At 71.3% G+C, this 12,928-nt stretch carries 7 protein-coding genes; 3 read left to right on the top strand and 4 right to left on the bottom strand.

Annotation, left to right across the window (positions count from 1 at the left end; all coding sequences use genetic code 11):
• Window positions 1-38 precede the first annotated feature (38 nt).
• Entirely contained in the window at window positions 39-3,788 is a 3,750-nt protein-coding gene (locus JW592_RS06215; RefSeq protein ID WP_229375279.1) for a non-ribosomal peptide synthetase, read from the bottom strand.
• A gap of 55 nt (window positions 3,789-3,843) precedes the next feature.
• Complete coding sequence (locus JW592_RS06220; protein WP_307805306.1) at window positions 3,844-5,136, bottom strand: MFS transporter; 1,293 nt, start codon at window positions 5,134-5,136, stop codon at window positions 3,844-3,846.
• 735 nt (window positions 5,137-5,871) lie between these two features.
• Between JW592_RS06220 and JW592_RS06225 the strand changes: the two genes are divergently transcribed.
• On the top strand, window positions 5,872-6,387 hold the full coding sequence (locus tag JW592_RS06225) for a hypothetical protein (protein ID WP_209263887.1): 516 nt from the start codon (window positions 5,872-5,874) through the stop codon (window positions 6,385-6,387).
• A gap of 894 nt (window positions 6,388-7,281) precedes the next feature.
• Complete coding sequence (locus JW592_RS06230) at window positions 7,282-10,083, top strand: SpoIIE family protein phosphatase (protein ID WP_209263888.1); 2,802 nt, start codon at window positions 7,282-7,284, stop codon at window positions 10,081-10,083.
• Window positions 10,084-10,177: 94 nt separating this feature from the next.
• Here JW592_RS06230 and JW592_RS06235 read toward each other — a convergent pair whose 3' ends face one another.
• A complete protein-coding gene (locus JW592_RS06235; RefSeq protein ID WP_209263889.1) occupies window positions 10,178-11,416 on the bottom strand; it encodes an MBL fold metallo-hydrolase in 1,239 nt (412 codons plus the stop codon).
• Between the two features lie 448 nt (window positions 11,417-11,864).
• Here JW592_RS06235 and JW592_RS06240 point away from each other — a divergent pair, with 448 nt between their 5' ends.
• Window positions 11,865-12,326, top strand: a complete 462-nt coding sequence (locus JW592_RS06240) for a Crp/Fnr family transcriptional regulator (protein WP_209263890.1) — start codon at window positions 11,865-11,867, stop codon at window positions 12,324-12,326.
• 4 nt (window positions 12,327-12,330) lie between these two features.
• Here JW592_RS06240 and JW592_RS06245 read toward each other — a convergent pair whose 3' ends face one another.
• Window positions 12,331-12,816, bottom strand: coding sequence for a pyridoxamine 5'-phosphate oxidase family protein (locus tag JW592_RS06245; protein ID WP_209263892.1), 486 nt, complete (start codon window positions 12,814-12,816; stop codon window positions 12,331-12,333).
• Between the last annotated feature and the right edge of the window lie 112 nt (window positions 12,817-12,928).

Here is a 12,928-nt window from a genome sequence, read left to right on the forward strand (position 1 = left end):
CGCGGAGCGAAGGCGGGGCGACGAGCGGCGGTGGGAGATCAGAGATCGAAGTCGAAGTCGGGAGTGAGATCGGAGTGGGTGCCTGATCCGGACGCGACGGCCGCACCCGAGGCCGAGGCGGCGGGTGCCGGCTGTGCCGGCCGGGATGGTGCCGCGTCGAGCGCGGGAAGAAGCGAGCCGAGCGGAGCCGAGGGGTCCGTCACGATCGCGTCCAGCAGAGCCGTGAAGCTCTCACGCCAGCCCTCGACCGTCTCGCGGCGGAGCAGCCGGGCGGCGTACTGCCAGGCCACCCGCAGGGTGCCGGTGTCCTCGTAGATCTGCATGTTGAGGTCGAAGACGGCCTGGCCGGTCTGTTCCAGGCGCAGCGGCACCCTGGCGCCCTGGAAGTCCACCGACAGATAGCGCCCGCTGTGCAGGGCGATCAGCGCGTCGAAGACCGGGGTACGGCTGTAGTCGCGCACCGGCGCGGCAAGGGAGACCAGGTCCTCGAAGGGGAAGTCCTGATGGGCGAGGGCGTCCTCGGCCGCCTGCGCGGTGCTGCGCAGGAAGGACCCGAAGGGCACCTGGGGTTCGGGCGCCGAACGCAGGCACACCGTCCCGGCACACATGCCGACCGTCGCCTCCAGCCCCGGCGCCGTACGGCCGGAGACCGGCACCCCTACCGTGACGTCGCCGGTGCCCTTGAGTCCGGCCAGCAGCAGACTGTACGCGGACGCCAGCACGGCGAACAGCGTCACGCCGTGGTCGTGGGCCAGCCCGCGCAGCTGTCGGGTGCGTACCTGACCGAGGTCGAAGGTGACGACATCGCCGTCGAGCGACCGCAGGTCAGGGCGAGGGTGGTCCGTCGGCAGGTCGGCGGGGTCGGGCGGGGTGACGAACACCTGCTGCCAGTACGCCCGCTGGGCCGTACGCAACGCAGTACCGGCCGGCCCGGCCAGCCACTCGGCGTAGTCGCGGTACTGGAGCCCGGGCGGGGGCGGCTCCTCGCCGCCGTACAGCGCCGCCAGGTCCGCGAACAGCGGCGCCAGGGAGAACCCGTCGACCACGATGTGGTGCAGATCGAGGCGGAGCGTCACCTCCGTGGCCGTCCGGTTGATCTCGGCCCGCCACAGCGGGGCCCGGCCCAGATCGAAGGGGCGGACGAACCCCCGTAACGGTCCCGGCGGCCCCTCGGCCACCCGGACCGGCACGTCGACGGCCGGCTCGACGCGCTGTCGGACGCCGCCGCCCTCGGTGACGAACCGGGTGCGCAGCGCGTCGTGGCGCGTGGCCAGCTGTCTGAGCGCCATGGCGAGCCGCAGCGGGTCGGTGTCGGCCGGCAGCGCGAGGGTGACCGGCACGTTGTAGTGCACCGCGCGCTCGTCCTTGAGCTGTTCGAAGTACAGCTGCCGCTGCTGCGGAGTGAGCGGATACGTCTCCCGCCGAGGCGCGGGCGGGATCTGGGTACCCCGTTCGACGGGCGAGGAGTCACGCAGCAGCGCCGCGAGCCGCGCCGGAGTGCCGCAGCGCAGCACGGCGCTGACCGGGCACGCACGGCCCAGCCGCCGCCGGGCTCCGGCGGCCAGCAGCGTCGCCGTGAGCGAGTCGGCGCCCAGCTCCCGCAGATCGTGGGCCGCTCCGATTCCGCTGATGCCCAAAGCGGCCTCGGCCAGCTCCACCAGGACGCGTTCGGTCTCGTCGGCGGGCGGCACATAGGCGGTCCCGGCCAGCAGATGGGAGCCGTCCGGATCGGGCAGCAGCGCTCGCTCCACCTTGCCGTTGCGGTTGAGCGGCAGCTGGGGCAGCGGCACCAGGTAGGAGGGGACCATGTGCCCCGGGAGCGTGCGGGCGAGCAGGCTCCGCAGGTCCTCCGGCGCCGGCGGATGCTGCCCCGCCTTCCCCGTGTAGTACCCGCACAGGTAGGTGTCGCTGCGGCCGGGCCGGGACCTGGCCGTCACGACGGCCTCCGCCACACCGGGGTGGCCGGCCATGACGCTCTCGACCTCGGCCGGCTCCACCCGGAAGCCCCGGACCTTGACCTGGTGGTCGCGTCGGCCGAGGAACTCCAGCACCCCGTCGGAGCGCCAGCGCGCCAGATCGCCGCTGCGGTACAGCCGGTCGCCGCGCGGGGTGAACGGGTCCTTGATGAAACGTTCCGCTGTCAGCTCGGGGCGTCCCAGATAGCCGCGGGCCACCCCGTCGCCGCCCAGATGCAGCTCTCCGGGCACGCCCACCGGGCAGGGCTGCCCCGCCTCGTCCAGCACATACGCGGTCGAGTTGGCGATCGGCCGTCCGATCGGAATGCGCTCCAGATCGGCCCGGGTGAGCCGGTGCGTGACCGAGAAGGTGGTGTTCTCCGTGGGGCCGTAGCCGTTGACCAGCGTCAGCTCCGGGCAGGCTGCCATCACCCTCGTCAGATGGGGGGCGGAGAGCGCGTCCCCACCGACGACGAGCTCCCGCAGCGGCCGGAACGCGGTCGCGTCCTGCTCCACCAGCTGGTTGAACAGCGGCGAGGTCAGCCACAGGGTCGTGATGCGCCGCGCGGCCAGCTCCCGGCCCAGCGATCCGGCGTCGAGCACCGTGTCACTGTCCGTCAGATGCACCCGCCCGCCGTTCAGCAGGGGGCCCCACAGCTCGAAGGTGCTCGCGTCGAACGCGATGGAACCCGTCGGCATGACGCTCATGTCCGGTCCGAAGCGCACGTACGCCGCGCCCCGGACGAGCCGCACCACATTGCGGTGGGTGACCTCCACACCCTTGGGCCGTCCGGTCGTCCCGGAGGTGTAGCAGATGTACGCGAGATCCTGGGCGGAGGCTTGGGGGCCGGCGTCGGTGTCGGCGTCGCACCACGGATCGAGGACCGTCCCCGCGAAGGTGAACTGCGGGGGCCGGTCTGTGGAGGCGACCAGCAGTACGACGGCGGAGTCGGCGAGCAGCCATTCGGTGCGCTCCGCCGGATACTCCGTATCGAGCGGAAGGTAGGCACCCCCCGCCTTCAGGATGCCGAGTGCGCCGACCAGCAGGTCAGGAGTGCGCGACGTGTGCAGCCCGATCCGGTCCCCGCTCCGCGCCCCGGCCGCCCGCAACGCGGCGGCCAGCCGGTCGGTGTGCGCGTCGAGTTCCGCGTAGCTCATGGTGCGGTCCCGCCAGGTGACGGCCGGCGCCGCCGGAGTGCGCCGCGCCTGCTCGCGGAAGAGCTCGTGCACGGTGGCCGAGGACGGGTAGGGCCGGGCCGTGTCGTTGAACGTCCGCAGGACCAGCTCCCGCTCCCCGTCGTCCAGCAGCCCCACCTCGCGCACGGCGGTCTGCGGCTGCTCCGTCAGGCACCGCAGCACCTGTGTGAGGTGGCGGCCGAGGCGTTCGGCGGTCTCCCGGGCGAAGAGGGAGGCGCGGTAGCCGAGCAGCAGACCGGTGCCGTTCCGGGCGAGGGAGAGTTCGTACGGCCCGGCGTCCGGCTCCCGGCCCGGGCTCTCGGCCGCCGGGGTGCGGTCTGCGAACAGCACGGCTGTGGCGCTGTGCGGGCCGCGTGGCGTCGGCGTCGTCCGAGCCACCCGGGTGGCGAGCGAGGCGACGGGCTCGTTTCCGGCCACGTCCACGGTCAGGGTGCCCGCGCCGCCGTCGGCGAGGTCGGTGTCCACCCGGAGCCGTCGCTGCCCGGTCCAGCGGTGCAGCACGAGGAGGAAGGCCGCCAGGGCCGCCGGTCCCTCGGCACCGGCCAGCTGGACCGTGCCCCAGGGGCCGCGGGCCGCTTCCCGGGTGCGGGGGCGATCGGTGACGAGCACCACCGCGTCATCTGTCGTGGTGGGCATCGTCGCGCTGTCCGGGGTGAGGGGCACAACCACGTCGTCTGCGGTGGGTGCCCCCTCAGGAAGCTGCGGGGACGGTGCCCGCGTCGTCCGGGTCGGAGTCCCGCTCTGCACGCTGTTCATCGGCTGCTGTCACCTCCAGTCTGAAGGGCGTGTCACGGAAGAGCACGACCGTCAGCAGGCCCGGCGCGGTGGCCAGGGCGGCGACGAAGAAGATCAGCGCGGTGTAGTGGCTGCCGCTGAGCAGCACGCCGCCCAGCGCCGAACCCGCGGGCAGCGCGCCGGCCATGACCGTACGCATCAGCGTCATCGCCCGGCCCCGCATCGCGTTGGGCACCCGGGTCATCCGGACCACGCCGCCGAGTACCGTCATCGGGGCCGAGAGTATGCCGTTCAGCGCGAGACCGAGCAGGATCCACGGCAGCGCCGTCGGGAGCAGCAGGAACAGCACGGCGCCGGAGAGCAGTTGCAGTACGCCGATGCGCAGCATCTGCTTCTCGGACGTCTCCACGGCGCCGGAGACCAGGGAGCCGACCAGTTCACCCGCGGCCATCACGGCGAGCATCAGACCGAGCACACCGGGGCCGCTGCCGAACTCGAACTTGGTCAGCCAGGGGATCGCCACCACCAGTGCCCCGGCCGAGACGTTGAACGCCCCGAACGACAGAGTGAGCACCAGCAGGAAGCGGTCCCGCACGATCAGCAGGAACACCGGCGCCCAGCCCGGCTTCGCGTCCTTCGCCCCCGGCTCCGCCGACGGTTCGGGACGGGCGAGCGGAGCCTTGATCCGGCTGATGAGCAAGGCGAAGAGCAGGTAGGTGGCGGCGTCGAGCACCAGCACATTGGGGGCGCCGAAGAGGGCGATGAGCCCCGCACCGATCGGCGGCCCCAGCACGTTCGCCGCCCCCATCGCGGTGGCCTCCAGACCGGACGCAGCCTGGAGCTTGTCAGCCGGGACCAGCTCAGGGAGCACGGCGGGCGTCCCGGCCAGCGGGATGATCTTCAGCAGCCCGTAGACCAGCGCCACCACGTACAGGTGCCAGGCGTGCAGCGCACCCGTCACCGCCAGCACCGGAACGAGGGCCACGACGGCGGCCCGGAAGACCGAGTCGTAGATGAACAGCTTGCGCCGCGAGAACCGGTCGAGCAGGGGCCCGATGACGGCGCCGCCCAGAATCACCGGAAGCGTCAGACAGACACCCAGCACACCGAGGCCCGCCGCGCCGGCCTTGTCGAGAGTGATCCAGGCGAGGGCCGCGTACGTGGCGCCGTCACCGAGGAGGTTGAGTACCAGGGCCGACCAGAGGAGACGGTAGTCCCCGATTCGTAAAATGCTCAGATACGCTTTCACGTCCACACCGTTCAGTAGGCCGAAAATGGCAGAGCAGACAGCCGGGCAGGCGTGCGGGGCACGTCGGCACCGACAGGTGGGTGTGCGCAAGAAAGGCGCCGGCAGGACCGAGCCGCAACGTGAGCAGCCTTGCGGACGGGGTCAGCGATCTGCGGCGTTACGGGAATGAACCTGTGACCCGTGCATTTCCGGCTCGACGGGGGCCGGAATTCCCCATGGCTGTATCGCCCAAGACTCCCCCGTGAAACTCCCCCGTGGCGCAGCGCATCGCCGGAGACGGTGCGTGCTTTTGACGGCATGTTTTCTAACAGCTCGCTCGGAACCGGGTCAAGCAGTCGCTTGCAGGGAAAAAATGTCGCCTTCCGGACTTGTGATCAAAGGCTCCTGTGTGCCAGGGACGGACGACCGGCGCCGCGCCCCCGGCTGCCGTCGGCCCCCTGGGCGGCTCCCCGCCCGGCTTCCCGACGCCCGGCCCTCGCGATCTCCCCCTCGTCCACCGGCACATACGCAGCGCGTCGCCGCCGCCCTCACCTTCGCGGTGCTGCCGTGCCTGCCCCGGACCTCCCGGATCTCCGTACCGCGGATGCGCCGGAGGGAGGACCCGCGTCCGAAAGGAGACCCGCCCCGACTGGCATGCGGTCGAGGTGGATCGGCGGGATACGGAGGGGCTTGCGGCGTGCGCGCTCAGTCGGTCACCGGTTGTCCCGGCGTCCGGCAGCTCAATAGGCTGGCGTGATGGGCTTCTTCGACAAACTGAACGGCACGAAGCACCCCCGCAGTGATGTGTCCCCGCAGCCGGCTGAGGACCTGAAAGCCATGCTGCTCGGTCTCAATGGACCGGACGTTCCCTTCACTATTCGCGGTGGTGGTGAGGGGAGTTCTTACCAGGATTACCTGGTGGCGGAGTGGAGGCTCATGGAGCCGGCCTGGCGATCCTTCTTTGCCAGCAAGCAGTTGAGTCGTCGCCTCCGAATTCGCCTGCGCCTGGTCCGTGCAGAGCGTGAGGTCCGTGTCCTCGAAGAGCAATGGAAAATCCAGTGGGTCGACGGCGTTCCGGTTTCCCGGGAGTACGGGCGCGGGCCGTTGAATCAGAGGTCCGCTGAGTGGACGATCGGTCGCAAACGGGACGGGCGCGGCTTCGAGGTGACACAGACATTCCGTTTCGACAGCGCGGAGATGAGGGAACCCCTTCGGAGCACGGTGCTCGACGCGGGATGGACCTGGCGCGGAGTACTGATCGGCAAGCTGTGACCAGCGAGGACAGCACGCGTGACCCGGGCGCGCTGCCCACGAGAGCGCCCAAGGCCGCGTAATGCGCGCAGTAATGCGGAAAAGGGTCCTGCGCAGTGCTGAAGTACGCGTGCCAGGCCAGCAGATGACTGCTGGTATCGCGCTGCAGTTCGAGTCCCGGGCGGGCCGGCAGCGGTCGTGGGCGTGGCGGGTGCTTATGACAGAAACCTGGGCGGACGGGGCCACCCCGGTGCCCGAGGAGGCCCGTTCGCTGACGAATACGGATGCGGCTGCGGAAGCGGAAGCGTGTGCCGAAGTGGAGGGCGAAGTGGGTACCGGTGAGCTGAATTGTGAAGCTGCCGTGTGTTTTTGGTGTGGACGGCTGTTCCATGCCGGCCGCGCGGAATGACGCGACGGCCACTCAGCGGAGGTGTCAAGAACGGAAGCGCGCACCGAAGCGGCGGCGGTGGCCGAAATCGCGCGGGTCGCCCGTGACGCCGATGGCGCCGTGACCTCTGTCGTCCTGGCGCGTTGACGGGTCTCGCTCAAGGAGGGCCGTTGACGCCGTTGCCGCCGTTGAGGCAGAAAGGCCCCGGCCAGCCTGGGGGGAGAGGCTGACCGGGGCAAGGCCCTGGCCGGTGGGGGGGGAGATGCCGACCGGGGCTGTTCGAAGGCGGTCCGCGGATTTCCGCAGCCGCACCAGGAACAACGACATCAGACTTGCTCCTGTTCCACCCGAATCGCGTTTTTGTGGTGATATGGCTCACGCCAGGGCCCTCCGCCCGGCATGCAGGCACGGAGTGCGGTCGATGCTGCAGTGCAGCCGGCCCCACGGTCCGGCATGTGAGGCATGGTTGCTGTGACAAAAAGGGTGTAGCTGCGGCCAGGGGAGGGGTGCGGTGTTAGGAATGAGTCATGAAGCTGCCTTTCCGCCGCCCCGGGACTCGGCCGGAGCGCCAGTCGGCCCGCTCCGGAGGGCAGTGGCGTTCGCTGCTGCGTCTGCGCAGCGCGGCTGGACAGGTGTTCGTTCTGCAGGTCGGGCTGGTCCTGCTGCTGGTCGCCGCCGCGGTGACGGCCCAGGTGGTGCAAGCGCGGCAGGACGCGACCAGCCGGGCCCGGGAGAAGTCGGTCGCGGTGGCCCAGGCGTTCGCGCACGCACCGGGCGTGGCGGACGCGATACAGGGCCCCGATCCGGCGAAGGTGCTCCAGCCGCGCGCCGAGGCGGCCCGTAAGGACGCGGGCGTCGACTTCATCGTGCTCATGAACCGGAAAGGAATCCGCTTCACCCAGCCCGACCCGTCACTGATCGGGAAGAAGTTCGTCGGCACGATCGAGCCCTCGCTCCGCGGCCGTACCACCGTCGAGAGGGTCACCGGCCCCCGCACCGGCGGGGACATCCACGTCGTGCAGGCGGTGGTCCCGGTGCGGGACTCCGACGGCAGGATCGTCGGACTGGCGTCGGCGGGACTCGCCATCCGCAGTGTCACCGGCATGATCAACCAGCAGCTTCCGATCATCCTCGGCGCCGGCGCCGCTGCTCTCATCGCCGTCACCGCGGGGACAGCGCTGATCTCCCGACGGCTGCTGCGGCAGACGCACGGCCTCGGGCCGGCCGAGATGACACGGATGTACGAGCACCACGACGCCGTGCTGCACGCGGTGCGGGAGGGCGTGCTCATCCTCGACTCCGAACGGCGCCTGTTGCTGGCCAACGACGAGGCGCGCCGCCTGCTGGCCCTGCCCACCGGCACCGAGCGCCGGCACGTGACCGAGCTGGGCCTGGACGAGGGCATGGCCCAGCTGCTGACCTCCGGCGAGGCCGTCACCGACGAGGTGCGGCTGTCCGGGAACCTGCTGCTGGCGGTGAACATCCGCCCCACGGCCCCGCACGGTGACGAGCCGGGCAGCGTGGTGACGCTCCGTGACACGACCGAGCTGTCGGCCGTCTCCGGCCGCGCACAGGTGGCCCGGGAGCGGCTCAAACTACTGTACGAGTCGGGGGTGCGGATCGGCACGACGCTGGACGTGGCGCGTACGGCCACGGAGCTGGCCGAGGTGGCGGTGCCCGGGTTCGCCGACCTGGCCGCGGTCGATCTGCTGGACGAAGTCGTGCGCGGCCAGGAGCCGGATTCCCAGGCGCAGCGCCGGGTGCGGCGGGTGACGGTCAGCGACCGGCCCGAGGGGATGCCGCTGTACGAGGTCGGGGAAGTGATCACCTTCCGGGCCGGCTCCCCGCAGGCCCGGGCCCTGGAGGCCGAGCAGGCGGTGCTGGAGCCGGACCTGCACCGGGCCGAGGCGTGGCTGCGCCACGACCCGGACCGCGCGCGGCGCACCCTGGAGTACGGCGTGCACTCGCTGATCACCGTTCCGCTGCGGGCCAGGGGAGTGGTCCTGGGCATCGCGCACTTCTGGCGCAGCGGCGACTCGCCGGCCTTCGACGAGGACGATGTGTCCTTCTCCGAGGAGCTGGCCGCCCGCGCCGCGGTGGCCATCGACAACGCGCGCCGCTACACCCGTGAGCACGCGATGGCGGTCACCCTGCAACGCAGTCTGCTGCCACGCGGACTGCCCGAGCACTCCGCGCTGGAGGCGGCCTGGCGCTATGTGCCGGCCGAGGCGGGCGTGGGCGGCGACTGGTTCGACGTCATCCCGCTCTCCGGGGCGCGCGTGGCGCTCGTCGTCGGCGACGTGGTCGGCCACGGACTGCACGCGGCCGCGACGATGGGCCGGCTGCGCACCGCCGTGCACAACTTCTCCTCCCTCGACCTGCCGCCCGACGAGGTGCTCGCCCACCTGGACGAGCTGGTCGTCCGCATCGACGACGAGGACAGCAGCGCCGGTCTGGCGAGCGTGCGGCAGTACCAGGAGGTGGCCGGGGCGACCTGTCTGTACGCCATCTACGACCCCGTCACCGGCTCCTGCACGCTGGCCCGCGCCGGACACCACTGCCCCGCCGTGGTGTACCCGGACGGCACCGTCAGCTACGCGGACGTCCCCGCCTCACCGCCGCTCGGCCTGGGCGGCCACCCCTTCGAGACCACCGAACTGCGCCTGCCCGAGGGCGCGCATCTCGTGCTGTACACCGACGGTCTGGTCGAGACCCGGGACCGTGACATCGACACCGGTCTCGAGATCCTCCGGGAGACCCTGGAGGGGACAGCGGGCAGCAGCCCGGAGGAGACCGCCCGCGCGGTCGCGGACACCGTCATGCCCGCGCACCCGTCCGACGACGTCGCCCTGCTGGTGGCCCGCGCCCGGCGGCTCGACCTGGGCCAGGTCGCCGAGTGGCAGGTGCCGCCCGACCCGGCGGCGGTGGCCCCGGTCCGCACGGAATGCGCCGCGCGGCTGCGCGAGTGGGGCCTGGAGGAGATCGGCCACACCACCGAACTGATCCTCAGTGAGCTGATCACCAACGCCATCCGCTACGGTCGGCCGCCCATCCAGGTCCGGCTCCTGCACGACGACGACAGCCTCATCTGCGAGGTCTCGGACGGCAGCGGAACCTCGCCGCACCTGCGCCGCGCCTCCACCATGGACGAGGGCGGGCGCGGCCTCTTCCTCGTCGCCCAGTTCGCGCAGCGCTGGGGCACTCGCTACATCCCGGGCGGCAAGGTCATCTGGACCGAACAGTACCTGCGCGCCGGCCCCTCAGCGCGCGCCGCCGAGCAACTGACGACCGACGCCCTGCTGGACCAGTTCGACGACACGGGCTGGTGAGGACCCGGAACGAGAGGGGTCCGAACTCGACAGGCCGGGACGAGTCGGGCCGGAACTCGACGGGCCGGTGACCGGGTGCGGGCCGCCAGGACGCCTACGCCGTCGGCGCCTTCTCGGCCGGCCCCGGGTCCGGCACGGAAGCCTCCGTGGTGTCGTTGGCGGTGGCGGCCTGGCCTGTCGGGGACGCCTGTGAGCCGACGGCCTCGCCGGTGGTCGGTGCTGCGGCGACGGAGCGCCACCAGGGCGCGGCCGGAATGTGTTCCGCCGTCGGCTCGAAGGGCTCACCGACCAGGGGGAAGGCGGCGCGCGTAGCCGCCTCCTCAGCTGCTCGGAGGGTGCCTTCGACCGGCTCGTCCCACGGGTGCAGCGCCAGGTTGAACGTGCCCCAGTGGATGGGCAGCATCACCCCGGATGTCCGGCCCTGCTGCAGGTCGACGTGGGCCTTCATGCCCTCGGCGGGCGTCATGTGGATGTCGGGCCAGTACTCGCTGTAGGCGCCGATCTGGATCATCGTCGCGTCGAAGGGGCCGTGTTCGGCGCCGATGTCCCGGAAGCCGGGGAAGTAGCCGGTGTCGCCGCTGTGGTAGACGCGGTGGCCGTCAGCTCCCTGGACCACCCAGGACGCCCAGAGGGTGTGCTGGCGGTTGCGCAGCCCGCGCCCGCAGAAGTGCCGGGCCGGGGTGGCGGTCAGCTGCAGGCCGTCCACGCGCGCCGACTCGTGCCAGTCCAGCTCCAGTAGCCGACTGCCGGGAATGCCCCAGCGCTCCAGGTGGGCCCCCACGCCGAGCGGTACGGCGAAGACCGTGTCCGTCGAGGCGAGCGCACGGATCGTGGGCATGTCGAGGTGGTCGTAGTGGTCGTGGGAGATGACGACCACGTCCACCGGCCCGAGCGAGGCGATCGGTACCGGAACGGCGTGCAGCCGCTTCGGCCCGGCGAAGGCGAACGGGGAACAACGGCGGCCCCACACCGGATCGAAGAGGACCCTTCGGCCGTCGATCTCGGCGAGCACGCTGGAGTGGCCCATCCAGGTCAGCCGCAGACCGGAGGCCGGGGGCCTGCCGAGCTCGTCGAGGGTGCCGCGGTGCAGTGGTATGGGCGCGGCGGGCCGACGGCGTCGGCGGGCCTCCTTGCGGAAGAACGCCTTGGCGAACTCGAGCCTGGATCCCGAGGGGACGATCCGGGCCGCCTCGGGGTTCCGGAACGTTCCGTCGGCGAAGTGCGGGGACCGGCGGATACGCTCCATCCGCTCACCGGCGGGGTCGGCTCCGAAAGCGAGGGGCCGCAGCCATCGCTGCGAGAGGGATGTGGGCGAAGCATCTGATCGGGTCATGGGACCTCCCAAAATCGTCACATCATTAGACGAAGGTTCGCGCTATTGATCAACCCTGCAGATGTCAGGACACGCCTTGCGCGCGCGGTCACTGTGACGCGGGTGTCCGCTCGGCGAGCCACGATCACACAGACGCGCTTCGACCGCTTTCACCTCCGGCTGTCTGCTGCCGGAGGTGAAAGCGGCCGAAGGAAGAGCGGCGGGGAGGTGCACCGGAGCATGGTTCCGCGGCCTGTTCACCTTCCAGCCGCAGCCCGAGACGATCACCGGCGCCCCGGCCGAATCCGGTCCGTCCGGGCCCGCCCGCGGGACGTTCGGCCCAGGGCACAGCGGTCCGCACAGCAGCAGGATCGGAACACAGGGGGCACACACGGATGGTGGTCCGCACAGCGGCGCCACCACTGGTCGCCCCGGGAATCCGACCAGGGAAGGAAGGCGGGCTGCCACGATGAATGCCGCAACCACCACCACGATGAACGCCTTGCCCGCCGAGCACCGCGAGCAACTGCTGCCGATCGCCCGCCAGGTCTCGTTCCCGCAAGGAGCGCGACTGTTCCTGGAGGGGCAGACCGCCGGGAACTTCTGGATAGTGCGCACCGGCACGGTGACCCTCGACATGCATGTGCCCGGACGCCGGTCCCCGGTCATCGAGACCCTCGGCCATGGTCAGCTGGTCGGCCTGTCGTGGCTGTTCCCGCCGTACGAGTGGCAGTTGGGCGCGGAGGCCATGTCGCCGGTGCGCGCGTACGAGTTCGACGCGGATGCCGTCCGCCGGCTGTGCCGGGCCGATCCCCGTCTGGACGCCGCCGTCGCGCGCTGGGTCGCCCGGGTCCTCTCCCACCGGCTGCACGCGGCCAGGACCCGGCTGCTGGACCTGTTCGGCCCCTACGGCAGTGCGGGCCCGCGTTGACCGGTCACCCTGGTGGGGCCAACTGGTCAGCGGGCGCTGCTCCGTCGGCGGGGACGAGCAGCATCCCGGTGACCAGGTCCGGGGGGATGCGCACGGCGTGCTCCATCCTCTCCTCCACCCAGGGCAGGAGCATCGACCGGTAGCGGTCCAGCTCCAGCGGGTCCGAGATCAGCTGGGCGTAACCGGTGACCACGACGCTCCAGCCGAGGTGGGTGCGCGGATCGATGTCGTCCGCCTCGTACGCGACGACCACACCTGGGCTGTTGGCCTCGCGGGTCCGCTGGGTGAGGGCGGCGCCGTCGTGGGTGCGGATGATGATGTCGCCCCTGTCCACGATATGATTTACCGGGCGAATGGTGGGCAGTGCATCCTGGGTCAGGACAATCCGGCCCAGCGAGACACTGCCGAGCAGCCGCAGGGACTCGGTACCGTCGAGTTCGACCCTCCGGCGGAGAGCGGCCGGGTGTGGCTTTGTGGGCCGGAGCTGCATCTCGGTGTTCCTTCCCGGCTTCGCGGTGGTAGCTGCCGGGCCTGGTACGCGGAACACGTCCTCGCGCCTACCGGTCCGGATACCTCGATGGAACGCCAACCGCGGGTGTGAG

Origin of the sequence: Streptomyces spirodelae, assembly GCF_017676385.1 — a bacterium.
GTDB lineage: Bacteria > Actinomycetota > Actinomycetes > Streptomycetales > Streptomycetaceae > Streptomyces > Streptomyces spirodelae.

Excerpts from the sequence above, each read along its gene's own strand:
- JW592_RS06215 (WP_229375279.1), bottom strand. The coding sequence starts at position 3,788 with ATGCCCACCACGACAGATGACGCGGTGGTGCTCGTCACCGATCGCCCC.
- JW592_RS06225 (WP_209263887.1), top strand. The coding sequence starts at position 5,872 with ATGGGCTTCTTCGACAAACTGAACGGCACGAAGCACCCCCGCAGTGAT.
- JW592_RS06230 (WP_209263888.1), top strand. The coding sequence starts at position 7,282 with ATGAAGCTGCCTTTCCGCCGCCCCGGGACTCGGCCGGAGCGCCAGTCG.
- JW592_RS06235 (WP_209263889.1), bottom strand. The coding sequence starts at position 11,416 with ATGACCCGATCAGATGCTTCGCCCACATCCCTCTCGCAGCGATGGCTG.
- JW592_RS06240 (WP_209263890.1), top strand. The coding sequence starts at position 11,865 with ATGAATGCCGCAACCACCACCACGATGAACGCCTTGCCCGCCGAGCAC.
- JW592_RS06245 (WP_209263892.1), bottom strand. The coding sequence starts at position 12,816 with ATGCAGCTCCGGCCCACAAAGCCACACCCGGCCGCTCTCCGCCGGAGG.